Annotated in this window: 22 protein-coding genes and 2 tRNA genes; 7 read left to right on the forward strand and 17 right to left on the reverse strand. The window is 64.6% G+C overall.

Translation table 11 applies throughout. The annotated features are described in order from the left end of the window. The first annotated feature begins 45 nt into the window (after nt 1-45). Genes V3G39_02320 through V3G39_02335 form a run of 4 tightly spaced genes read left to right on the forward strand, consistent with a single transcriptional unit; the run spans nt 46 to nt 3,348 of the window. On the forward strand, nt 46-915 hold the full coding sequence (locus V3G39_02320; GenBank protein ID XAS76895.1) for a branched-chain amino acid ABC transporter permease: 870 nt from the start codon (nt 46-48) through the stop codon (nt 913-915). Continuing rightward, a complete protein-coding gene (locus V3G39_02325) occupies nt 912-1,871 on the forward strand; it encodes a branched-chain amino acid ABC transporter permease (GenBank protein XAS76896.1) in 960 nt (319 codons plus the stop codon). The genes V3G39_02320 and V3G39_02325 overlap by 4 nt, the downstream gene beginning before the upstream one ends. Continuing rightward, nucleotides 1,868-2,650 carry an ATP-binding cassette domain-containing protein gene (locus V3G39_02330; GenBank protein XAS76897.1) on the forward strand — a complete coding sequence of 261 codons (783 nt, stop codon included), beginning with the start codon at nt 1,868-1,870 and terminating at the stop codon, nt 2,648-2,650. Before V3G39_02325 ends, V3G39_02330 begins: the two co-directional genes overlap by 4 nt. Further along, a complete protein-coding gene (locus V3G39_02335) occupies nt 2,650-3,348 on the forward strand; it encodes an ATP-binding cassette domain-containing protein (protein ID XAS76898.1) in 699 nt (232 codons plus the stop codon). The genes V3G39_02330 and V3G39_02335 overlap by 1 nt, the downstream gene beginning before the upstream one ends. Here the strand turns inward: V3G39_02335 and V3G39_02340 are convergent. From V3G39_02340 to V3G39_02360, 5 genes are read right to left on the reverse strand one after another with little or no spacing between them, the layout of a single operon-like run. Beyond that, nucleotides 3,332-4,642 (reverse strand): ABC transporter substrate-binding protein, encoded by a 1,311-nt coding sequence (locus V3G39_02340; GenBank protein ID XAS76899.1) that lies wholly within the window; start codon nt 4,640-4,642, stop codon nt 3,332-3,334. The genes V3G39_02335 and V3G39_02340 overlap by 17 nt on opposite strands. Before the next feature lie 6 nt (nt 4,643-4,648). Then, complete coding sequence (locus V3G39_02345; GenBank protein XAS76900.1) at nt 4,649-5,491, reverse strand: aldo/keto reductase; 843 nt, start codon at nt 5,489-5,491, stop codon at nt 4,649-4,651. A gap of 20 nt (nt 5,492-5,511) precedes the next feature. Then, on the reverse strand, nt 5,512-6,423 hold the full coding sequence (locus V3G39_02350; protein XAS76901.1) for a glycosyltransferase family A protein: 912 nt from the start codon (nt 6,421-6,423) through the stop codon (nt 5,512-5,514). Nucleotides 6,424-6,438: 15 nt separating this feature from the next. Further along, nucleotides 6,439-7,398: an arginine deiminase-related protein gene (locus tag V3G39_02355; GenBank protein XAS76902.1), complete on the reverse strand. Its 960-nt coding sequence runs from the start codon at nt 7,396-7,398 to the stop codon at nt 6,439-6,441. A 10-nt stretch (nt 7,399-7,408) separates the two neighbouring features. After that, on the reverse strand, nt 7,409-8,449 hold the full coding sequence (locus tag V3G39_02360; GenBank protein XAS76903.1) for an ornithine cyclodeaminase: 1,041 nt from the start codon (nt 8,447-8,449) through the stop codon (nt 7,409-7,411). A gap of 213 nt (nt 8,450-8,662) precedes the next feature. Here V3G39_02360 and V3G39_02365 point away from each other — a divergent pair, with 213 nt between their 5' ends. Then, nucleotides 8,663-9,100 (forward strand): Lrp/AsnC family transcriptional regulator, encoded by a 438-nt coding sequence (locus V3G39_02365; protein ID XAS76904.1) that lies wholly within the window; start codon nt 8,663-8,665, stop codon nt 9,098-9,100. A gap of 134 nt (nt 9,101-9,234) precedes the next feature. Here V3G39_02365 and V3G39_02370 read toward each other — a convergent pair. The 12 genes from V3G39_02370 to dnaA form a co-directional block, all read right to left on the reverse strand. Next, nucleotides 9,235-9,307 (reverse strand) — tRNA-Ala (locus V3G39_02370). A gap of 15 nt (nt 9,308-9,322) precedes the next feature. Next, a complete protein-coding gene (locus V3G39_02375) occupies nt 9,323-9,448 on the reverse strand; it encodes a DLW-39 family protein (protein ID XAS76905.1) in 126 nt (41 codons plus the stop codon). 57 nt (nt 9,449-9,505) lie between these two features. Next, nucleotides 9,506-9,582, reverse strand: a tRNA-Ile gene (locus V3G39_02380). A gap of 114 nt (nt 9,583-9,696) precedes the next feature. Further along, the gene (locus V3G39_02385; protein XAS76906.1) at nt 9,697-10,047 is read right to left on the reverse strand and encodes a DUF3566 domain-containing protein; all 351 of its coding nucleotides are present in this window, start codon (nt 10,045-10,047) and stop codon (nt 9,697-9,699) included. A 227-nt stretch (nt 10,048-10,274) separates the two neighbouring features. After that, a complete protein-coding gene (gene gyrA / locus V3G39_02390; protein ID XAS76907.1) occupies nt 10,275-12,857 on the reverse strand; it encodes a DNA gyrase subunit A in 2,583 nt (860 codons plus the stop codon). 109 nt (nt 12,858-12,966) lie between these two features. Further along, nucleotides 12,967-15,093: a DNA topoisomerase (ATP-hydrolyzing) subunit B gene (gene gyrB / locus V3G39_02395; GenBank protein ID XAS78160.1), complete on the reverse strand. Its 2,127-nt coding sequence runs from the start codon at nt 15,091-15,093 to the stop codon at nt 12,967-12,969. Nucleotides 15,094-15,338: 245 nt separating this feature from the next. After that, entirely contained in the window at nt 15,339-16,019 is a 681-nt protein-coding gene (locus tag V3G39_02400) for a hypothetical protein (protein XAS76908.1), read from the reverse strand. Between the two features lie 66 nt (nt 16,020-16,085). Continuing rightward, nucleotides 16,086-16,658 (reverse strand): DciA family protein, encoded by a 573-nt coding sequence (locus V3G39_02405; GenBank protein ID XAS76909.1) that lies wholly within the window; start codon nt 16,656-16,658, stop codon nt 16,086-16,088. Next, on the reverse strand, nt 16,655-17,839 hold the full coding sequence (recF, locus tag V3G39_02410) for a DNA replication/repair protein RecF (GenBank protein XAS76910.1): 1,185 nt from the start codon (nt 17,837-17,839) through the stop codon (nt 16,655-16,657). The genes V3G39_02405 and recF overlap by 4 nt, the downstream gene beginning before the upstream one ends. Nucleotides 17,840-17,876: 37 nt before the next feature. Beyond that, on the reverse strand, nt 17,877-18,785 hold the full coding sequence (gene gnd / locus V3G39_02415) for a decarboxylating 6-phosphogluconate dehydrogenase (GenBank protein XAS76911.1): 909 nt from the start codon (nt 18,783-18,785) through the stop codon (nt 17,877-17,879). A gap of 187 nt (nt 18,786-18,972) precedes the next feature. Next, nucleotides 18,973-20,103, reverse strand: coding sequence for a DNA polymerase III subunit beta (dnaN, locus tag V3G39_02420; GenBank protein ID XAS76912.1), 1,131 nt, complete (start codon nt 20,101-20,103; stop codon nt 18,973-18,975). Between the two features lie 614 nt (nt 20,104-20,717). Beyond that, nucleotides 20,718-22,115, reverse strand: a complete 1,398-nt coding sequence (gene dnaA / locus V3G39_02425) for a chromosomal replication initiator protein DnaA (GenBank protein ID XAS78161.1) — start codon at nt 22,113-22,115, stop codon at nt 20,718-20,720. A 484-nt stretch (nt 22,116-22,599) separates the two neighbouring features. Between dnaA and rpmH the strand changes: the two genes are divergently transcribed. After that, nucleotides 22,600-22,737, forward strand: coding sequence for a 50S ribosomal protein L34 (rpmH, locus tag V3G39_02430; protein ID XAS76913.1), 138 nt, complete (start codon nt 22,600-22,602; stop codon nt 22,735-22,737). Nucleotides 22,738-22,758: 21 nt separating this feature from the next. Continuing rightward, a complete protein-coding gene (locus V3G39_02435; GenBank protein ID XAS76914.1) occupies nt 22,759-23,121 on the forward strand; it encodes a ribonuclease P protein component in 363 nt (120 codons plus the stop codon). Nucleotides 23,122-23,124: the final 3 nt, after the last annotated feature.

Raw genomic sequence — 23,124 nt, forward strand, 5'->3', positions numbered from 1 at the left:
GCGCAGGATCTTCGCCCGTTTCGGTTATCCGCTGTGATCGCCTCGGTGCTGAGCGGTCTGCTCACCGGCGGGCTACTCGGGCTCGCGGCTGCCGGATTCACCCTGCTCTGGCGGATCACTGGTCTGCTGAACCTGGCACAGGGCGCGATGATCCTGCTCGGCGCATATGTAGCGTGGTTTGTTGCCGTTCCCCTTGGCGCCGGGCTGGTGGCAGCAGTACTCGTAGCAATCCTGTGCGGGTTGGCGCTGGGGTACGTCGTACAGCGCTTCCTACTGAATCTGCTGGTGGGCGGACCGTCGTACCTGGCGGTGCTCGCCGCATACGGCGTCGGGTTGGCGATCGACGAAGCGTTGGCACTGCTGTTCACCGACAACTACCGCACCATCCCCTCAGTACTTGCCGACACTGACCTTGCGCTCGGTCCGCTGCGGGTGCTGTGGGCGGACGCGCTGGCCCTCGCTGTATCCGTGCTGGGCGTCGTCATCCTCGGACTGGTCCTGACACGTACCCGGCTCGGCCTCGGTCTGCGCGCGATCAGCATGGACCGCGACGCCGGCCGGTTGATCGGACTGCCCGCGGCCACGTTGTTCGCACGGGCAGCAGCGCTGAGTGGGGCCGCTGCCGCAGCAGCCGGCTCAGTCATCGCCATCGGGTCCCCGTTCACGGCAACCCAGGGCAATCACCTGCTGGTTCTGGTCTCCACCGCGGCCGTCATAGGCCGGTTGGGCAACCTCTGGGGTGCCTTCGCGGGCGGAATGGCATTGGGCGGCCTGCAGAGCCTCGTGACGTTGTATGCACCCTTGCAGCTCACCGATGTCGTGGCGCTGCTCGTGCTACTCGGCCTGCTCGCTATCCGCCCCGTCCGTGCTCCGATGATGGTTCGTGGCCGCTCACAGCATCAGGCACGCGGATGACCGCCCGGCTGCGGATCGGGGTGTGCCTCGGCTCGGTGGCCGCGTTGGCGATCGGTTGGGCACTCGCGCCGTCGTCGGCGATCACTACTTTGTGCCTCTATATCGTGGTGGCACAGTCCTGGAATTTGATCGGCGGCCTGACGGGATACGCCAGTTTCGGTCAGGTCGTCTTCTTCGGTGTCGGTGGTTACGCCGTGGGCCTACTGATGGTCGAGGGCGGGTTGAGCTTCTGGTTGGCGCTGCCCCTGGGCGCATTCGTTGCGGCGCTCTACGCAGTAGTGCTGGGTCTACCGCTGCTGCGCCTGCGGGGCGACTATTTCGCAGTTGCGACGCTTGTGGCTGCCGAAGCCACTCAGGCACTGGCCGCCTGGCAACCGGCGATCCTGGGCCAAGGTGCCGGACTGACGATCACCACAGTCGGGGAACACCGCAACACCCACTACCTCGGCAGCGCAGGTTTCGCCGCGCTGTCCGCAGTGTTGGCGCTGGTGACCGTCGTGGTCGTGGCCGGGGTTCGGCGCAGCCGATTCGGCGCCGGACTGCGAGTCATTCGGGACGACGAGCAACTGGCGGGGGCCCTCGGTGTCAAAGCGGGCCGCAGCAAGCTGCTCGTTTTCGCACTGTCCGGCCTGCTCGCCGGCCTCGCGGGTGGTGTCGAGGCGTTTCGCGCCGTCGTCCTGACCCCAGGGCAGATGTTCGACCCGAAAATCACGGTCCTCACCATCGCGATGGTGGTGGTGGGTGGTGTCGGCACCACTTTCGGACCGGTCGTGGGCGCCGTCGTCCTGACGCTGCTCTCCGCCGCGATCGGCGCCGTGCTGCCATCGGCCGGTGACTTCGTCCTGGCAGTGATCATCGTCGCAACGGTCGTGGTGACCCCGCGCGGCCTGCTCGGTAACGGGCTTGCATTCCGTGCGCTCTGGTCGCCGAATCGAACTGATGGGGCGACGCCGTGACAATCGGTGCAACCCAGGTGCGACGGGAGCGCCCCAAGGCCATGCTGCAGGTCACCGACCTCTCATGCGAACTCGCTGGTCACCTGGTCCTGGAGGGAGTGTCCCTCACGGTCCTACCCGGCCAGATCACGGTGCTACTGGGTCCCAACGGCGCCGGTAAAAGCACTCTGGTCGACGTGATCGGGGGCCAGCTCCGCGCAACCAGCGGCACCGTCGTGTTCGACGGACGGGATGTCACCGCATTACCCAGCAGCGTGCTGACACATGCCGGCCTGGCCCGGACCTTCCAGGTTCCACGACCTTTGCGGCACTGCACGGTCTGGGACAACGTCTTCGTCGCCGCTACCCACGGCCGTAGCCCGAGCCGACACCGCCGACGGATGGCGGCCCGCGCCACCGATGCGGTCCTGGCCCGGGCTGGGCTGACCACGAGCGCCCGGCAGCTGGCGGGTCGATTGCCACCGGCGCAGCTGCGCCGGCTGGATCTGGCCCGCGCCATGGCGTTGGATCCGCTTGTACTCGTCGTAGATGAGCCGATGGCCGGCCTGGACGATCTCCAGATCGACCAGACGGTGCAGCTGCTGCTGCACCTGCGCGAGGAAGGGGTGAGCATCCTCGCCGTCGAGCACGTCATGCACGCAGTCCTGGCAGTAGCGGATACCGCGGTCTTCCTGCACTGCGGCACTGTCCTCAAACACGGACGCCCCGACCAGGTGCTGGCCGACGCCGATGTGATGGACGCCTACCTCGGCGCGCCACCCGGCTGGGGACCTCGCTGATGGTGCTCTCAGTACAAGCCCTGTCGGTACGACGGGGTGGATCGACGGTGTTGGACAACATCGATCTGGAGCTGCGACCTGCCGAACTCGTGGCGCTCATCGGCGCCAACGGTTCGGGCAAAACCACCCTGCTGCGAGCGCTGTCGGGCACCATCGACCCCAGCGGCGGCGCGGTGGTGCTGCTCGGCCAGGACGTCACACACGCCGCCGCCGAAGCTGCCGTCCGAGGTGGCCTCGCACACGTCCCCGAGGGCCGTCGACTCTTCGAAGGACTCACGGTCCGGGAGAATCTGATCCTGGGTGGTTGGCGAACCCGGACAGACGATATCGAACCGGCGTTGAGCATCCTGCCCGAGTTGATTCCACTGTTGGGACAGCGGGCGGGCACCCTCAGCGGCGCGCACGCGCAACTATGCGCGGTGGGCCGCGCGTTGGTCGCCGACCCTGCCGTCCTGCTCATCGACGAGATATCCCTCGGGTTGGCGCCACAAGCCATCGCGCGCCTGCTGATGCTCCTTCCCGATCTGGCGTCGCTGGGTGTCTCTGTGCTCTTCATCGAGCAGGACGTCGGACGGGCGCTGTCGATCGCGGATCGCGTCTACCTGCTGGATCGGGGGCACGTCGCTCGGAGCGGGCAACCGGGTGAGCTGCTCGCCGACCCCGATTTCGTCCGATTGCACGTCAACGGCTTGTTCTGACGTCGGGTAGTGCGGCCGGATTCAGCGCGGCTGCGGCCTGGGCGCGGTCCCCTTCGACGGCTTTCGGGGGTGTAACGATGCGCAGCGTCGTTGACTCGGGTCCATTCGGCACGATCTGCGCGACGGGTAGAGCCTCCCCGATCTGCGCGCCCTGAGCGTCGATACGGAAGGTTCCCTCCAGGGTCTGCAGGTGACCCGACAACCGCGAGAGGGCCGTACGTAGACCCAGTTGGCCGGTGGTCCGCGCCCCGGCGAGCGCAGCCTGGACAATCAGGCCGGTGTTGTATCCGGCGACGTCCAGGAAGCTGACGGTATCCGGATACTGCGGATTCAGCGCCTGCGCGAACGCGGCTGCGGTGAGTCCGGCGTTGACCACCGAGTGCTGGACGTACGGCGGGAAGCCATACGTAAATGTCCCGGTGAGCGCCGCGCTTCCCACGGACTGCTCCAGCAGTTTGTGCAGCTGGCCCGGGAAGGCGGTGAATACGAACGGCGGGTGCCCGCCGCCTTTGACGTGCAGTTGACGCAGGAACGCGACGTCGTTGGCCTGATACCCCAATTCGATCACTGCGTCGGCGCGCGACGCGGTGACCGCGTGCAACACCCCGGAGTAGTCGCTGCTCTCGGTCGGAACCACCACATTCAGCACCGGCGCCGTGCCAACTCGGGTCAGAGCCGCAGCGATTGTCTGGTCCTGAGAAGCATCGAAATAGTTGTCGCCGTAGACGAGCGCGACACGACGTAGCTTCTGCTGGATCAGGAAGCTCGTGAGCGGGATCGGCCATACCGCCGACGTGGGCACGTCGCACAACACGATGTAGGGGTTCTGACCGTTGAAGAACTGTGCGCCCGAGCCAGTTTGGTCGAAGAGCAGCACCTTGTCCCGTTGGGCGACCTGGATAGCGGGCGCCGTGAGCACCGAGCCGAAGTCCGACACCAGAATGTCGACGTGGTCCTGCTCCACCAGGCGGTGGTACAGCACCCCCGCCTGCGCGGCCGAGCTGTGGTCGTCGTAGGCGACCACTTCGACTCGTTTCCTGCGATGCAGCGCCGTTACCCACAGTCCGCCCTGGGCATTGGCGTGCGCTGCCCAGAACTGCAGGCCGGCGTACTCGGGACCCGATGAGTCAGCGAACTGACCGGACCCGGCGTACAGGGTGCCGACCTTGATCGGCCCATCCGCACTCATCCGGCTTCCAGGCGCCGCCGCGCAGCTCGTCAGGCCGGTCGTCAGAGTCAACCCGACCAGCAGGGCGCCCCGTCGAGCGCGTCGTCCTGCCGTCGTCGCAGCCATGCTGGTCTACATCTCCTCGTGACTGTCCGGGTCGCCGCCGAAAAGCCGCCCGTCCGGTCGTCCCAGTGCCGTAATCGCAGTCACTTCCGCGTCGGTGAGCTCGAAGCCGAAAATATCCAGATTGTCGCGCTGCCGCTGTGGGGTGGCTGATTTCGGGATCGGCAGGCTGCCGAGCTGGAGGTGCCAGCGCAGGATCACCTGACCCGGGCTCACGTCGTACTTCTGTGCCGGCCCACGCACCGAATCTTCGGCGAACGGCGCCTGTCTCTTGCCCATCGGGCTCCAGGCCTGTGTCCGGATACCGAGCTCGGCGTTGACCGCGCGCATGCCTTCCTGCGGGAAGTAAGGGTGCATCTCGATCTGGTTGACCGCCGGGGTGACGCCGGAGTCGTCGATGACCGCGCGCAGGTGCTCGGCCGTGAAGTTGGAGACCCCGATCGATTTCACCAGGCCCTCCCGCTGTGCATCGACCAGTGCCCGCCACGCCTCGACATACTTGCCGACACTGGGATTGGGCCAGTGGATCAGGTGCAGATCGATGTAGTCGACCGCGAGCGTTTGCAGGGACGTGCGGATCGAGGCCCGTGCGTCGTCATACCCATGGTGGCGCCCGGGGATCTTGGTGGTGACCTGTTGCTGCTCGCGCGGGACGCCGGAGCGCCGAACCGCTTCGCCGACCTCGGTCTCGTTCTCATAATTCACTGCGCTGTCGAGCAACCGGTATCCCGATTCGATCGCCGCCAACATGGCTTCGAGGCCCTCCTCATCCCTGAGAGGGTAGGTGCCGAAACCGATCACCGGCAGGGTGTTGCCGTCGTTGAGGGTGTAGGTCGGGATGTCTGCAGGCATGCCCCTCACGCTACGCGCGCTCAATGCAGCGACGCAGCGCCCGCCGCTTCGATGAGCAGAGCAGCCACCTTGCGACCGGCCTTCGGGGGAAGGTGGTTCACCGCGTAATCCGCGGGAGTACCCCACCGATGGACTGCCCGCTGCGATCGCATCGTCCCGGCAACAGTGCGCACGGCTACGTTCCAGGGTGAGCCCGTCGGCGCAGAGTCCGACAGGACCCCGGAACCATGTTTTTCCGAGAACACCGCACGGGACTCGCCTGATGCGAACGCCTTGGATGCGCGCAAGGAGGCGGTCGGTGCCGGATTGAGATGCTCGACCTCCAACTCCGGACGGAGAACGACCGGTACCCCGGCCAGGTGCAGCCGGTAGCCGTAGTCGATGTCCTCCCAGCCGTACTGGGTGAAACGTAGATCGTAGGGACCTATCTGCGACCAGAGATCCTGGGTAATGGAAACGTTGGCGCCCCATCGACGCCACATGCCCTGCTCCGGCATCGAATAGGTCAGCTGCCGCATCGAGTCGCGCGCCGTGCGGCCGTACGCGAGCGCGAAGGCCGTGTCCTCGAAGACATCCAGACACATGCCCACCGCGCCGACGGACCTGCCCTCGTGCGTCGCCACATGCTCGGCGATGAACTGGGGTGGCGGGCGAAGGTCGTCATCGCACCTGATGAGTACGGTGCCGTGGGCGGCTTCGTGCCCGGCATTGAGCGCTGCAGATCGGCCCCGGTTCTCTTCGAAGACCACTGCTCGCACTGGGATGCGGTCACTCCAGGCCTGCACAACAGCTGCTGATCCGTCCAGGTCGCCGTCAATGGCGACAATGCACTCGTAGGAGGTGTTGGTCTGTTTCTCCAGCGCCGCGAACAGTCGGGGAAGCCGCATGGCGCCGCGGAAACTGGGCACCACGATCGACGCGTCAAGTGTCATGGCGGAAGGCTAGCCTCAGCCCGCCGATCGCTTCGGCAGGTGGATCCCGGCGATCATGCAGCGCACCGACCCACCGGACAGTTCAATGGTGGGCACCGGCACCGGCAGCAGCGTCACGTGCAGTTCGATCACGTCGCGCTGCGCCTGTTGCAGGCTGTCGTAGGCCCGCTGCGACAGGGCAAGCATTGGACCTTCAGCACCTTGTAACTCGATGACGTTCCCGGCGAAGTTGTCGATCTGCTCGTGCGTCAGCTCGATCACGGTCCGCCCACTCGCCGTCAGACGTCGATGGACAGTGGCGCGCTCAGCCGCGTCGGTGACGGCGTCCAGGCCGACCATCGCGATGTCGGTACCCACCGACATCATCACGTTAGTGTGATAAATCGGTATCCCACGGACGTCGGCGGTGCTGAAGACAATGGGCTCATAGCCGAGGTCCTGGCAGAACCGTCGAGCGGTGTCCTCGTCGGCCCGGTTCGACCGCGCGATGTACGCCGTGCGCTCCAGGTGGTCCAGCACCATCGCGCCCGTCCCCTCCAGAAAGGCGCCCTGGCTCTCCAGCCCCGAATAGTCGACGACGTCCGTTACCTCGTAGGTATCGCGCAGCTGGTCCATGACGTCGGATCTACGCTCGCCCCGCCGGTTCGGGCAGTACATCGGGTAGAGCACGACGCGCCCGTCGTGGTGGGTGGAGAACCAGTTGTTCGGGAAGACACTGTCGGGAAAATCCTCGCTGCTGTCCTCGAACAGCCGAACAGTCACCCCATGGGACCGCAGGGCCTGTACGAGGTCGGTCACCTCGCGGTACGCCGAGGCGGCGACCTCGCGCGGATCGCGGTCCAGCACGCGGGCCTGAAAGGGGTTGTCATCGGCGGAGAGCGGGTTGACGTGGAATGCAACGGGCCGCACCATCACCACATCCGACGGCGCCTGACGCGATCGCAGCGCCGTCGCGCCGTCCGTCAACTCAAGCATTGCTCCCGGATCAAGCATCGACCGTGCGGTTCGCCGGAGCCACCATCCCGAACAGGTTCTTCGGGTCGGCAGGCTCGGCGACCAGGTCGAGGTAACTGACGTAGTCACTGCCCTTGACGGCCTCGTAAGCAAAACACAACGCCGTGAAGTCCTCGATCGCGAAACCGACGGAATCGAATACCGTAATCTGCTCGGCCGAATCGCGACCAGCGCTGGCCCCGGTGATGACCTGCCACAACTCGGTCACGGGGAAGGACGGATCGCACTGCTGGATCTCACCCTCGATGCGGGTCTGTTCTGGGTACTCCACAAAGACCTTCGCCCGGTCCAGGATCCGGCGATCCAATTCGGTCTTGCCGGGGCAGTCGCCGCCGATCGCGTTCAGGTGCATGCCGCTGCGGACCATGTCGTCGCTCAGCACTGTGGCATTCGCCTTGTCCGCCGTGCAGGTGGTGACGATGTCGGCACCGGTGACGGCCTCGGAGGCGCTGCTGCAGACGGTGACGTCGAAGCCGAGCGCGCGGGCGTTGCGGGAAAACTTGTCCATCGCGCCAGCGTCGGTGTCCCAGACCCGCAGCGTGTTGATCCCGAGGACAGCCCGGAAACCGAGCGACTGGAATTCAGCCTGAGATCCGGCGCCGATCAAGGCCATCACGCTGGCGTCGGGTCGAGCAAGGTAGCGGGCCGCGAGCGCAGAGGTGGCCGCGGTACGTAGGGCCGTGAGGATGGTCATCTCGGTGACGAAGACCGGATAACCGTTGTGCACCTGCGACAGCACGCCGAAGGCTGTGACCGTCTGAAAGCCGTTTGTGGGATTGGCCGGATGCCCGTTGACGTACTTGAAACCGTAGGTGACCCCGTCACTGGTCGGCATGAGTTCGATGACGCCGTCCCGGGAGTGGGCAGCGACCCGGGGTGTCTTGTCGAACGAGGGCCAACGGGCAAAATCCCGCTCGACTGCACCGGTCATCCCCTGGATGAGCTGCTCGGCACCGCGATCGGAAACCCAGCGGATCATGCGGGGCACGTCCAGGAAGGCGACAGCACTCATGATCAGATCCTCTTCGCGAGGCGAATGCAATAAGTGGCGGTGACGGGGGTCTCTCGGTCCACAACGGGTGTTCTCATCTACGTCCTCCTGAAATTAACGCGTACCCCATCAACATATCCACCGATAGAGTGCCCTTCAATCGCAATTCGTTGCGGAGAAGGCGCCAATTCGTTCGATATCTTCGCTATCACCATCGAAACCACCAGGAGTGCCGTGGACGCTGTCAACCGAGAGATCGTCGGGCATCTTCTCAAAGACGGCCGGGCGACCTACCACGACATCGGAGCGAAGGTCGGCCTGTCCGCACCGGCGGTCAAGAGGCGCGTGGATCAGATGATCGCGCGCAAGGAAATCGCCGGCTTCACGGTGCTGATCGACCCTGCATCGCTGGGGTGGGACACCGAGGCGTACGTCGAGATCTACTACCAGGGCAACGTATCGACCGATCGACTCAGGAAAGACCTGGAGTCCATTCCCCAGGTCATCGGTGTCTGGACGGTCTCCGGGGACGCCGACGCGCTCGTGCACGTCATGGCATCGAACATGGCCGAGGTCGAACACACCGTCAAACTGATGCGTGCGAGTGCCAACGTCGATCGCACCCGCAGCGCCATCGTGATGTCACGCGTGCTGCAGCGACCCAGGTCCTGAGGCGAAGAGAGCGCTGACGCGAAGAGCACGCTGACGCGAAGAGCACGCTGACGCGAAGAGCACGCTGACGCGAAGAGGCCCCGAGTCAGAGACTCAGGGCTTCTATCGCCGAGGATGAGGCGAGTCATCTCGAGTGGAGCATAGCGGGTTCGAACCGCTGACCCCCGCCTTGCAAAGGCGGTGCTCTACCAGCTGAGCTAATGCCCCGTGTTCAGTTGTCGATCAGGCGGTCGGCTTGTCGGCCGCCTGGGCCCACAGGTCCTTACCGGCCTGGTCCTGGTCACGCTTCTTCTTCACGAAGGCAACCACGGCAGCTACACCGGCCAGTACGACGATCTTCTTCAGCATCGGTCCTCCTGGACATGTGAAATTCGGGTGAGCCAGTCACCGTCGGACGATGGCTGGTGGTGGGCCTAACAGGACTTGAACCTGTGGCCTCTTCCTTATCAGGGAAGCGCTCTAACCGACTGAGCTATAGGCCCTTATCACCGCAACGCGCCCACCCGCGATTTCGCGAGACGAGCGCGTGCTGAGATTACCTCAACCTACGGCGGGCAGCCAAAACGTCGCAGCTACGGGGCCGCCCGACCGCAGGGTCACTCGTCGGTCAGGGTCAGGTGCACGCCGCCGACCAGCGAGGAGCAGATGTTGTAGAGGAACGCGCCCAGCGTGGCGATGGCGGTCATCAGGAAAATGTCGATCACCCCGATCACCACTGACAGGGACATCACCCGACCGAAGCCGATGTAGCTCATCAGATCGAAACTGGAGCCCTTGCGGTCCATTGAGCGCAGCAGGTCGTTCAAATTGGAGAAGACCCCCATCCCCGACAGCACAGTCCACAGCACGCCGACCATCACAACCAGCGCGATGGCAATCGCCACCGACAGCAGGAAGGAGATCTTGAATACCGACCATGGGTCCATCCGGGACAGCGACAATCGCACCCGACGCGGCGTGGCGCGCCCTGGACGAGCAGGCCTTGCCGTCCGCGCGGCAGCACCGGACGTCGGCCCATTGGGACGCACAGCAGTGGCAGAACTTCCGCTGGGACGCTGACCCCCGCTTGCGCCGGCGGATTTCGACGTCCTGGGTAGCTTCGCCGCCGGACTCTCGGCGACGGGACGTGCTTGGCCGGTTTCAGACCGCGTCGTGTCGTTGGGCGTATCAGTGCTCACTCAGGATCTCCAGACTCCTGCGGATCTGTAAACACAGTCCCGCCGGGCTCACTGCTTCCATGAGTCGACGCTACGGCATCATCGGCCAATTCTTCGACCTCAGCCTCCGCATTTCGGGCAACTGCCACGATCGAGTCACCCTTACCGGGGGTCGCGAACTGCACACCCTGGGTGGATCGTCCGGTGCGCCGTACTTCACCGACCCGCGAGCGCACGATCTTGCCCTTCTCCATCACCACGAGCACTTCGTCGTTCTCGGTGGTGATCAACGCGCCGACCAGGTCGCCGCCGCGTTCGGAGATGTTGGCGACCTTCACCCCGAGCGTCGCGCGACCCTTGGTGGGGTAGTCCGAGGCGAGCGTCCGCTTGGCCAGGCCGTTCTCGAAGACCACGAATACGTCCAGCGTTTCGTCCTCGCCGTTCGGGACGACATTCATCGCGAGCAGCTCATCGCCGGTGCGGAACTTCATGCCGGTGACACCCGAGGTCCCGCGCCCCATCGGTCGCAGACTCTCATCGGTGGCGCGGAACCGCACCGCCTGGCCCTTGCGCGACACCAGCAGCACGTCGTCCTGCGCTGACGCCAGCCCGGCTGCCACCAACTCGTCTCCGTCCCGCAGGTTGACCGCGATCAGACCGCCGGAACGGGGCGAGTCGTACTCCGTGAGCCGGGTCTTCTTGACCAGGCCGCGCCGCGTGGCGAGCAGGAGATAGGGGTCGGTGGTGTAGTCGCGCAGCGCCAACACCTGGGCGATCTGCTCACCGGGTTGGAAGGCGAGCAGGTTCGCCACATGCTGGCCCTTCGCCTCCCGAGAGCTTTCCGGCAACTCGTACGCCTTGATGCGGTAGACCCGACCGGTGTTGGTGAAGAAGAGCAGCCAGTGGTGCGTGGAGGTGGTGAAGAAGTGCGAGACCACGTCATCACCGCGCAACTGCGCACCGCGCACGCCCTTGCCACCGCGGTGCTGGGAGCGGTACTCCACCATCTTGACCCGCTTGGCGTAGCCGCCGCGGGTGACGGTGACGACCACGTCCTCCTCGGGAATCAGGTCCTCCATCGACATGTCGCCGTCGAAGGGCACGATCTGGGTACGCCGCTCGTCGCCGTACTTCTCGACCAGCTCGGTCAGCTCGGCGCTGACGATGTCGCGCTGCCGACCGGGCTTGGCCAGGATGTCCTGGAAGTCCTCGATCTGACGTTGCAGCTCGTCGTGGTCGTCGGTGATCTTCTGTCGCTCCAACGCCGCGAGACGCCGCAGCTGCAGGTCCAGGATCGCCTTCGCCTGCAGTTCATCGACGTCCAGCAACTCCATCAGGCCGCTGCGGGCCTCTTCGGCGGACGGGCTGCGCCGGATGAGCGCGATGACGTCGTCCAGCGCATCGAGCGCCTTCAGGTAGCCGCGCAGCAGGTGGATCTGCTCCTCGGCCTTGCGCAACCGGTATTCGGTGCGGCGACGGATGACCTCGACCTGGTGGTCCACCCAGTGCCGGATGAACGCGTTGACCGGCAGGGTGCGCGGCACTCCGTCCACCAGCGCGAGCATGTTCGCGCCGAAGTTCTGCTGCAGCTGGGTGTGTTTGAAGAGGTTGTTCAGCACCACCTTCGCTACCGCGTCACGCTTCAGGACAACGACCAGGCGCTGGCCGGTACGCCCTGAGCTCTCGTCGCGCAGGTCAGCGATGCCGGCGATCTTGCCGTCCTTGACCTGGCTGGCGATCTTCTCAGCGAGCGCGTCGCGGTTGACCTGGTACGGCAGTTCGGTCACGACCAGGCACTGACGACCCTGGATCTCCTCCACCTCCACGACAGCGCGCATAGCGATCGACCCGCGACCGGTGCGGTAGGCGTCCTCGATGCCGCGGTGGCCCAGGATCAGACCGCCGGTCGGGAAGTCGGGGCCGGTGATGCGTTGCAAGCACTCCGCCAGCAACTCCTCGCGGGTCGCGTCGGGGTGCTCCAGCAGCCAGAGTGCAGCGGAGGAGACCTCACGCAGGTTGTGCGGTGGGATCTGCGTCGCCATCCCGACTGCGATACCGGCCGATCCGTTGACCAGCAGGTTCGGGAAACGCGCGGGCAGCACGACCGGCTGCATCGTCTTACCGTCGTAGTTCGGCTCGAAGTCGACGGTGTCCTCATGGATGTCGCGTACGAGCTCCATCGACAGCGGGGTCATGCGGCACTCGGTGTACCGCGGCGCGGCAGCGCCGTCGTTCCCCGGCGAGCCGAAGTTGCCCTGGCCGTCGACCAGTGGGTAACGCATCGACCACGGCTGCACCAGGCGCACCATGGCGTCGTAGATAGCGGTGTCGCCATGCGGGTGGTACTGACCCATCACGTCACCGACGACGCGGCTGCACTTGTTGTAGCCGCGGTCGGGCCGGTAACCACCGTCGTACATCGCGTAGACGATGCGGCGGTGCACCGGCTTCAACCCGTCCCGCACGTCGGGCAGCGCGCGGCTGACGATCACGCTCATCGCGTACTCGATGTAGCTGCGCTGCATCTCCGCGTTGAGATCGATCGGTTCGATACCGATATGGCCCTCGGGGCCATCCGGTGGCAACGTCACGTCAGACATGAATTCCCTTGATTCTCAGTGGTTCGTTCTACGTCAGTGGCTGACTCGGTTGTCCGCGTTTTCGTGCGTACGGGTGCACGAAAACGCGGACAACCGGATGGAAAGTGACTCAAATGTCCAGGAACCTGACGTCGCGTGCATTGCGCTGGATGAAGTTGCGTCGCGACTCGACGTCCTCGCCCATCAATATCGAGAAGATTTCATCGGCCGCCGCCGCGTCGTCCAGCGTGATCTGCAGCAGGGTGCGGTGGTCGGGGTCCATCGTGGTATCCCACAGCTCGTGGTCGTTCATCTCGCCCAGGCCCTTGTACCGCTGGGTGGGGTTCTCCTTGGGCAGTCGCCACCCCTTGCTCTGACCCTGCGCGATCAGCCCGTCCCGCTCGCGGTCGGTGTAGGCGAACTCATGCTCATGGTTGCTCCACTTGATCCGGTAGAGCGGCGGCTGGGCGAGATAGACGTACCCGGCCTCCACCAGCGGACGCATGAAACGGAACAGCAGCGTCAGCAGCAAGGTGCGGATGTGCATACCGTCGACGTCAGCATCGGCCATCAGCACGATCTTGTGATAGCGCGCCTTGGCAAGGTCGAAGTCTTCGCCGATACCGGTGCCGAACGCCGAGATGAGAGCCTGCACCTCGTTGTTCGCCAGCACGCGGTCGATACGGGCCTTCTCCACATTCAGGATCTTGCCGCGGATCGGCAGGATGGCCTGGTTGTGCGGGTTGCGCCCCTGGGTGGCCGAACCACCCGCAGAGTCACCCTCGACGATGAAGACCTCGCTGATCGTGGGGTCCTTGGACTGGCAGTCACGTAGCTTGCCCGGCAGACCACCGGACTCCAGCAGGCCCTTGCGCCGGGTCGCCTCGCGTGCCTTGCGAGCCGCCATCCGCGCCGCGGCCGCCTGCACCGATTTACGCACGATGTTGCGACCTTCGGCGGGGTGCTGCGCCAGCCAGTGACCCAGTTCGTCGGTCACCGCACGCTGGACGAAACCCTTGACCTCGGAGTTACCGAGCTTGGTCTTGGTCTGACCCTCGAACTGCGGCTCACCGAGCTTGACCGAGATCACGGCGGTCAAGCCCTCGCGGATGTCGTCACCGGTGAGGTTGGTGTCCTTCTCCTTGAGTAACTTCTGGTCGCGGGCGAAGGTATTGATCAGGGTTGTCATCGCGGCGCGGAACCCCTCTTCATGGGTGCCGCCCTCGTGGGTGTTGATTGCATTTGCGTAGGTGTGCACCGATTCGGAGTACGCCAGCGTCCATTGCAACGCCACCTCGACGGACAGGAGCCGGTCTGAATCTTCGTGCTCGAACCAGATGATCTGCTCGTGCACCGGTTCGTTTTTCTTGGAGGAGTTCAGGTACGCCACATAGTCCAGCAGGCCGTTGTCGTAGCAGTATTCGATCCGCGTCGGCGCTCCGGTGGGCGCCTCCTTGCCCTCGGCGATGGCCTCATCGGTCGCACCCTCATCGACGTCCTCCGCATGGCCGGGACGCTCATCGGTCAACGTGAGTGTCAGGCCCTTGTTCAGGAAGGCCATCTGCTGGAAGCGTGCGCGCAACGTGTCGAAGGTGTATTCGACAGTGTCGAAGATCGTGTCGTTGGCCCAGTAGGTGATCGTGGTGCCGTGATCTTCGGGGGTGACGGTGGGACCGACATCCTCCAACGGGGCCAGCGGTACCCCGTCCGCGAACTCCATCACCCAGCGGCGGCCGGCCTGGCGCACCTCGGCGATCAGGCGGGTCGACAGGGCGTTGACCACCGAGGACCCGACGCCGTGCAGTCCGCCGGACACCTTGTATCCGCCGCCGCCGAACTTGCCGCCCGCGTGCAACTGGGTCAGTACAACCTGAACTGTGGAAACGCCTTCGGTCGGGTGGATACCGACGGGGATGCCGCGGCCCTGGTCGACAACGCGCACCCCGCCGTCCGCCAGCAGAGTGGTGTCAACGCGGTCATTGGCACCGGCGAGCGCTTCGTCCACCGCGTTGTCGACGATCTCGTAGACCAGGTGATGCAATCCGCGTTCACCCGTGGACCCGATGTACATGCCCGGGCGCTTGCGGACGGCCTCCAGGCCTTCCAACACCTGGATCGAGTCGGCGTCATACACCGATTCCTCGGCAACAGCTGCGGTAGGTGCGGCAGGTGCGGCCGGACTCGTCGCCTCGGGAGTGTCGCGTGATGTGTCGTGCGGTGTATCCAGAGCGTGGTCCTGCGGACCGTTCTCTGACATGGGGGGCTGCGACACGTCGCTCCTTCTTACGGTGACAGAACAGTGACCCCCCGACGCGACTGAATCCGACCATGAATATCGGATCAACAGGATCGTGGGATCGACTCCTTAGTCTACCCTCCGCGGGGCCCGGATGACGCCCTCCACAGCTATTAAAACGGCATTTGCGGACACATTCGTCCAGCAGATGACCACCCGTACAGCTCAGGGTGGCTGAAGCCGTGCTGACGCCGTTGGGCGTACGTCTACTTCCGCATCACATAGATGTAGGTCGGCGTCGAGCCGTTGGCTCCCGGGAGGGAACATTCGAGGTAGGCCGCGACCGTGCAGCGCACGTCGTAGCTCTTCTTGGTCGCGGCGCTCACGACCGTTATCTGGAATGCGTCGCCCGTGGCGTTACCGGCCTGCTGGGCCGCCTTGGTGGCCACATCCGCCACGAAGGGACACGTCGTACCCGAGCCCGTGACCTTGTAACCGGTGTCGGTGCCCGCGCACTGGACAAAACCCGGTGGCGGGGCGGTGGCGGGTGGCGGGGCGGACGCCGAACTACTCGAGGAGGACGGACTGGATGGCGTGCTCGACGATGAACCAGACGACGTGCTCGGGGCTGGATCGGTACTGGCGGAAACAGTCGTCACCGGCTGACTGGCGGCAGTATTGGGCTTGGTTCGCTGCCCGCGCAACAACATGAAACTGACGACCGCGATCGCCAGGACCGATGCCGCGATGATGACCCAGGGCAATAGCAAGCCGGCTCGCCGCGGTGGAGGAGGCGAGCCGACATATCCCATGCTCGCCCCGTCAGTGGCCGCCGCGCGGGGCTCAGGCGCCGCTTGGCGCGCTCGCGATCCGCCGTCGGCGGGAAAGAGTTCGTCGAAGGTGTCGTCGCCGAGAGCTGGTTTACGTCGATCGTCGTTGTCTGGCACGGTGCAAACAATCCTGCCGTCGCGTACGGGTGGCTCTACAAGGTAAACGGATCACACCGGACCAGGTCAACCGTAGGTATCGCGCGGGCCGCGTCCCGGCGCCCGGCGGAATCCATGCGACCACGACGGTGCACCCGGTCCGGTAACCCGTAGTTCCAGGACGACGTCAGCACCGACGAGCTGCTCCATCCTGCCCAACATGGTGGATGACAACAGTCGCAACTGGGTAGCCCAGGCAGTCGAATCGGCCTTGACCGTCAGGACCCCGTCGGCGTAGGTCACCGGTTCACTGTGCGCGGCGACCTCCGGCCCGACGATCTCGCGCCAGCGCCCCATCACGGTGCCTGCTGCAACATCCAGCTGCCACCCGCGCTCGGCGAGCAACCGGTCGAACTGGGCGCCGAGAAGCCCGGGATCCCTGCCGCCGTCCCGGAAATGACCGCGACCGATGTCGCCGGCCTTGGGTCGTCGTTTCGGCAGCGGTGCACCTGGCCGGAAGCCTTGTTGAGCTGCTCCGGCGCGCGCTCGCGCCAGGGCGTCGCGCGCGGCGTCGATCCGATCGATCGGGTCTGCTGACCAGCCCTCGGTGTTCTCCTGCCCACCCTCGGGCGGAAGGTCGCCCGTTGCGTCTTCGGTCATGATGTAGCGACTTTCCCTTCCGGTATCACGACGGCTCCGCGAGTGACCTCGTACACCCTGCCCGCGAGTCGGCCCGGTACGTCATCGCGCACTGCCGCCGTGATCAGAACCTGTTCGCAGTCCTCGATCAGCGCCGCCAACCGTGACCTGCGACCCGCGTCGAGTTCGGCGAAGACGTCGTCCAGCACCAGCACCGGATCCGTCGCCACATCGGCGCGCAGCAGCTGAAAGGCCGCCAGCCGCAGCGCCAGAGCGAACGACCAGGACTCGCCGTGGCTGGCATACCCTTTCGCGGGCAGTTCACCCAGCATCAGGCTGAGGTCATCTCGATGTGGCCCCACCAGGGTGATTCCACGTTCTCGTTCCCTGGACCGCAGCTGCGCGAAACCGGCGTACATCGCCGCAGTGATCTGATCGACGTCAGGCACCTGCGCAGTGCAATTCGCATCGACAGCTATTCCCTCCAGCGCCGACTCGTAGCCGATGCGTGCACCGGACACGCTGTCGCTGACCTGGTCATAAGCCTGCTGCACGTAGGGGGCCAGATCACCCAACAACCGCAGCCTCGCGTACACCAGGTTGGCGCCAGTTGCAGCGAGGTGGGTGTCCCACACCGGTAGTGAGTCAGCGACAGCCGCATCGGCGGCTGCAGATCCGCCGGCCCGCCCGGACTTCATCCCGGACTTCAGCAGCGCATTGCGCTGCTTGAGGATCTTGTCGTAGTCCGCTCGAGCCGCCGACCAACGAGGTTGCCGCGCCACCAGCAGATCATCCAGGAAGCGTCGACGCCCCGCAGGATCACCTTTGACGAGGGCGAGATCCTCCGGCGCGAAGAGCACCGTACGCAGGCTGCCCAGAACATCCCTGGGTCGCACCGGCGAACCCCTCCCGAGACGTGCCCGGTTGGCGCGACTGGGGTTGATCTCCAGCTCGATGCCCTGATCGCGACCATCGCGCACGACGATCGCGCGGATGACCGCCTGCTCGGTGCCGGCCCGCACCAGCGGGTGATCGGTCGCGACGCGGTGCGACCCAAGACTCGCCAGATAACCCACGGCCTCGACAAGGTTCGTCTTGCCTTGCCCATTACGTCCGACCAGAGTGGTGATGCCCGGCTCGAAATCGAGCTCGACCTGCTCGTACGACCGGAAGTCGCTCAAGGTCAGCCGCCGCAGGTACACCAGGGAAGTCTAGGGAGCACCGAAGCCGTCTGAACCCTCAGTGGTCGGTGACAATGCCCTTCTCGCCCTTTTTGGTGACGGCGTGACCGCCGAACTCATTACGCATCGCCGCGACTGCTCGCATGGCGGGGGAGTCATCCTGACGCGACACGAAACGCGCGAAGAGCGACGCTGAGATGACTGGCATCGCCACGCCGTACTCGACCGCTTCCTGCACAGTCCAACGGCCCTCACCGGAGTCGTTGACGAAACCGGAGATGTCGTCGAACCCCGGGTCCTTTTCCAGCGCACTGGCCATCAGTTCCTGCAGCCAGGAACGCACGACGGTGCCGCGGGTCCACGCCTTGAATGCGGCGGGGACGTCGGTCACGATCTCTTTGGCGGCCAGCAGCTCGTAACCCTCGGCGTAGGCCTGCATCATTCCGTACTCGATGCCGTTGTGGACCATCTTGACGTAGTGACCAGAGCCGACATCGCCGGCGTGCACCCAGCCCTCGTCGCGCGGTCCCTCGGGTCGTAGCGCGTCGAAGATCGGCAGGACGCGCTCGATGTCCTCGTCGCTGCCCCCGCACATCAGGCCGTACCCCTCTTCTTTGCCCCACACCCCACCGGAGACGCCGCAGTCCACAAAGGCGATTCCCTTCTCATGCAGCTCTGCCGCATGCCGCTGGTCGTCGGTGAACTTGCTGTTGCCGCCATCCACGATCAGGTCACCCTCGGCGAGCAGCTCGGACAGATCGTTGATCACTGCATCGGTGACCCGGCCGGCCGGCACCATGACCCAGACGGCTCGCGGAGCGTCAAGTTTGGCGACCAGGTCTGCCAGATCCTTGGTGTCGCTGACCTTCTGGTCGGTGTCGTAGCCAACAACCTCATGGCCGGCAGCGTGCATCCTGTCGCGCATGTTGCCGCCCATTTTGCCCAGCCCGATCAAACCAATCTGCATGCGAACTCCTCAAACATCGTGACGTTAGCGGGTGCTTCAGGCACCCGCAGATTCTTCTCCCGACGCTACTCCCGTGCGCAGCTGCGCTGTACATCACTCAGTTCGCTGCACTTTCGTTCGCTACCTTCGATCGACTTCGCTGCGGGCGCACCTCGCTGCGCTCAGCACACCCTGCGCGCCGTCTCTCTCAGTTCGCGAAGCGAACGGGCATCAGGACGTAGCGGTAACTTTCGTCCGCGTCGCTGTCCTCCTGCGCCTGCCCTGACAACACTGCGGGCCGACTCGGCTGGGTGAAAGACAGGCGTGCGTAAGGCGTACCGATGGCTCCCAGTCCGTCCAACAGGAACTGCGGATTGAACGCGATTTCCAGCTCCGGTCCGGTCAGGTTGCACTCCACAGCCTCACTGGCCTGGGCGTCGTCGCCCTGACCGGCCTCGATACCTACCTGACCCTCGCTGAACCGCAGCCGGACGGCGGCGTTGCGCTCGGCAACCAGCGCTACCCGCTTGACGGCCTCGGCCAGGGTCGCTGTCGACAACACCGCGACCGAATCGACGCTGGTCGGGAAGATCGCCGTCACCTTCGGGTACTCCCCGTCCAGTAGCCGACTCGTACTGCGACGCCGGCCCGCCTCAAAACCTACGAGTCCCTCACCACCGGCAGCGTGACCCAGCGCGATATCGACGGTTCCGGACGCTCCCAAGGCCTTCGCGGTGTCGGACAACGTGCGGGCCGGGATGAGAGCGACATGTGCTGCATCGGAGGTCGCCGGGTTCCAGGTCAGTTCCCGCAAAGCGAGGCGGTAGCGGTCAGTGGCCAGCAGGCTGAGCTTGTCGCCGTCGATCTCCATCCGCACACCGGTCAGGATCGGCAGGGTGTCGCCCTTGTCCGCAGCGATAGCAACCTGGGCAACGGCCTGGGTGAACACATCACCCTGCACCGAACCGCTGGGTTCGGGGGAGATCGGCAGGGTGGGGTAGTCAGCTGTCGGCATCTGCTGCAGAGCGAACCTGCTGGATCCACACGTCACCGTCAGTTTGGTGCCGTCAAGTGCGAGGTTGACCGGCTTGGAGGGCAACGAACGGGAGATCTCCGACAACAACCGACCCATTACCAGCGTCTTGCCCGGTTCTTCCACCTGTGCCGCGATGGTGATACGCGCCGATACCTCGTAATCGAAGGCGCTCAAGGTCAGCGAGTCTTCCGAGGCTTCGAGCAGCACACCGGCCAACACCGGTACCGGCGGACGGGTGGACAGGCCACGGACCGCCCAGGTCACAGCTTCGGCAAGCACATCGCGTTCGACCTGGAGTTTCACGACACGGACCGTCCTTGATGGCGATTTGTGATGGGTGGTTGATTGTGAGGGAGAGCAACTGCCCGTTCTAATGCTCGACAAGTCTGTCGTGCTGGGCGCAGAACGACCCTAGTCGGCGACGGCGCGACCGCCAACCACTTCGAAAGTTGTCGTTCTCCCCAGGCTGTCGGGGCTGACCTGAATTCTAGGAGACGTTCGTAGTAGTAGTAGGGGCTGTGGATTCTGTGGACAACTGACCCGATCGCCCGGATCGGCGGCCTCTCGCGCGGGATCCGGATGTGGACCAGTTGTGGTCAACGGCTGGGGACCGATTGCTCCACCGGTGGACAAACTAATCGTCCCCACAGGTTGTGCACCGGCGAGGGTGCCGCAACAGCCGGTTGTCCACCGTTTCGGTGGATCTGTGCACAGCTCGGTGGATAGTTTTTCGCGCCGGACCTGATCGCAGCAGGGAATCTTCGAACGTAGTTACCCACAGACTTGTCCACCGATTGTGGATAACTACTCGGCAGGAAGATGCCCAAATGTCCGCTGAGCGCGTTGAGTCGACGGATTCAGGGTTCTGGACGGCCGGTTATCCCCAGAATCTGTGGACAACCATGTGGATAACCGACTCAGTTGGTGGCGCGTCGAATCTGCAGCGTGAGTTCGCTGATCTGGTCGTACAAGTGACGACGATCGCCCATCTGGGTGCGAATCTTGCGGTCCGCGTGCATGACGGTCGTGTGGTCGCGACCGCCGAACTGCTGACCGATCTTCGGCAGCGACAGGTCGGTCAGCTCACGGCACAGGTACATGGCGATCTGGCGGGCATTGACCAGGGTGCGACTACGCGAGGACCCGCACAGATCGTCGATGGTGAGATCGAAATATGCCGCCGTCGTGGTCATGATCGTGGACACACTGATCTGACCGGCGTTGGCCCCGGGCATCAGATCCTTCAGGACATGCGAGGCAAGGTCCATCGTGAGGGGCTGACCCGACACGGACGCGTAAGCCGTCACCCGAATGAGCGCGCCCTCGAGCTCACGGATGTTGCTGGGCGCTTTGCTCGCAATCAGGCTCAGGACCTCATCCGGAATGGCCATCCGGTCGGCCACTGCCTTCTTACGAAGAATCGCGATACGCGTCTCCAGATCCGGCGGGGTGACATCGGTGGTCAGTCCCCACTCGAAGCGCGACCGCATCCGGTCCTCGAGCCCGCTGAGCATCTTGGGCGGCTGATCGCTGGTCAGCACGATCTGCTTCTCGCTGTTGTGCAGAGAGTTGAAGGTATGGAAGAACTCCTCCTGGGTACTCTCTTTACCTTGCAGGAACTGCACATCGTCGATCAGTAGAACGTCGACGTCATCGCGATAGCGCTTTTGGAAGCGGCTGGCATTGTCGTCGCGGATGGAGTTGATGAAGTCATTGGTGAACTCCTCGGAGTTCACATAGAGCACGCGAAGATGTGGATAGTAGCTGCGCACATAGTGACCGACCGCGTGCAGCAAATGGGTCTTTCCCAGACCCGAGTCGCCGTAGATGAACAGCGGGTTGTAAGACCTGGCCGGCGTCTCGGCAACTGCCTGAGCGGCCGCGCAGGCGAATCGATTGCCGGCGCCGATCACGAACGTGTCGAAGGTGTATTTCGGGTTCAGCCGCGGATCGTTTGTCGCGACCGGGCTGGCGACCGTTGAGCGCGGTGCGGGCGGGAGGTGTCCGATCTGCGGTCCGCCCGGCTCGAGCGCTTCGACAGGAAAGAGTTCTGCAGCCTCGGCGCTCTGGTCCGGTGGCTGCAGGGACTCATCGACCGTCACCGCCAGCGTGACGGTTCGATTCAGCTGCTCACTGAGCGCAGCTGACACCGAACCGATCAGATCGGTCTCGACGATCCGTTTGGTGTGCTCGAACGGTACGGCCAGTACCGCGGTCTCACCGACGATCCCGATCAGCCTCGCCAACCGCAGATAACCGCGGTCACGTTGGGCGATTCCCGAATCTTCCAGGGTGAGGAGCGTGGAGTGCCACACGAAAGCAAGGTCGTGTTCGGAGTCACTCACAGTTGGCCCACTCCTTGTTGCCTGGTCAGCTGCACGGTGCTGGACCGGAGCAGTGTCGATGAGGGGCGATGAGATGTCACAGGGCAGCGTATCGGCGTTCGTCCACAGGTTTCTCCACAGGCTGTGAATAAGATGCACCTCGGAGCGGTGACGACCGTAACAAGCCCTATTGCGATGAAGCAACCTCACAGCCGAACAAACTTGGTAACGCTGCGGCGTGTCGGCTGGAATACCGGTGAAAAATCAGATCAAGTGAGCGGCTGGCGTATTGCCGCTGGCGCCGGTGTACACACCCCACGTGGTGAGTTTGACCGGCATTACCGTCCGAACGTAAGCTCTCCAGTGTCTCGTGCCCTGCGGCTGCCGATGGGTGGCGCGCACTGGAGACCATCCGACCAGGTAACACCACGCACTATCTGGGCCATCCGGCTCAGGCATCCGACCGGAGTGACACGTGAGCAAGCGCACCTTCCAGCCGAACACCCGCCGACGGTCCAAGACGCACGGCTTTCGCCTGCGCATGCGCACCCGCGCTGGCCGCTCGATCATCGCCTCTCGCCGCCGCAAGGGCCGCGAGAAGCTGACGGCCTGATTAGGCTCGTATCCGCAGCTCATGTTGCCGGTGGCGCATCGGCTGCGCCGACCGGCGCAGTTCACTGCAGTGCTTCGCAACCGGCGTGCCGGTCGCAGTGGCAGTGACCTGCTTGTGGTGCATGCCGCGCACGTTCCCCGCCCGGCTGGCATTTCGCCAGTACCCAGGGTGGGTTTCGTTGTTTCCAAAGCAGTCGGCAACTCGGTCATCCGGTCGCGGACTGCTCGGGTCCTGCGCCACCTTGTCGCACAGGAGTTACCCGTCATTCCCGTCGACGTCGATGTCGTGGTCCGTGCCGGGCCTGCTCTCCCGGCGGCGACGAGCCAGCGGGTACGAGTTGCCCTCCACGCGCAGTTGCGTGATGCCATCTCGCGGGCCCGGTGACTT

This window comes from Dermatophilaceae bacterium Sec6.4, from assembly GCA_039636865.1.
Lineage (GTDB): Bacteria > Actinomycetota > Actinomycetes > Actinomycetales > Dermatophilaceae > Allobranchiibius.

Coding starts and splice junctions, on each gene's coding strand:
- V3G39_02405 (XAS76909.1), bottom strand. CDS start 16,658: ATGACCGAAGACGCAACGGGCGACCTTCCGCCCGAGGGTGGGCAGGAG.
- V3G39_02345 (XAS76900.1), bottom strand. CDS start 5,491: ATGCCTGCAGACATCCCGACCTACACCCTCAACGACGGCAACACCCTG.
- V3G39_02360 (XAS76903.1), bottom strand. CDS start 8,449: ATGAGTGCTGTCGCCTTCCTGGACGTGCCCCGCATGATCCGCTGGGTT.
- V3G39_02375 (XAS76905.1), bottom strand. CDS start 9,448: ATGCTGAAGAAGATCGTCGTACTGGCCGGTGTAGCTGCCGTGGTTGCC.
- V3G39_02340 (XAS76899.1), bottom strand. CDS start 4,642: ATGGCTGCGACGACGGCAGGACGACGCGCTCGACGGGGCGCCCTGCTG.
- V3G39_02325 (XAS76896.1), top strand. CDS start 912: ATGACCGCCCGGCTGCGGATCGGGGTGTGCCTCGGCTCGGTGGCCGCG.
- V3G39_02355 (XAS76902.1), bottom strand. CDS start 7,398: ATGCTTGAGTTGACGGACGGCGCGACGGCGCTGCGATCGCGTCAGGCG.
- gyrB (XAS78160.1), bottom strand. CDS start 15,093: ATGTCAGAGAACGGTCCGCAGGACCACGCTCTGGATACACCGCACGAC.
- gnd (XAS76911.1), bottom strand. CDS start 18,785: ATGCAGATTGGTTTGATCGGGCTGGGCAAAATGGGCGGCAACATGCGC.
- V3G39_02335 (XAS76898.1), top strand. CDS start 2,650: ATGGTGCTCTCAGTACAAGCCCTGTCGGTACGACGGGGTGGATCGACG.
- gyrA (XAS76907.1), bottom strand. CDS start 12,857: ATGTCTGACGTGACGTTGCCACCGGATGGCCCCGAGGGCCATATCGGT.
- V3G39_02350 (XAS76901.1), bottom strand. CDS start 6,423: ATGACACTTGACGCGTCGATCGTGGTGCCCAGTTTCCGCGGCGCCATG.
- V3G39_02435 (XAS76914.1), top strand. CDS start 22,759: ATGTTGCCGGTGGCGCATCGGCTGCGCCGACCGGCGCAGTTCACTGCA.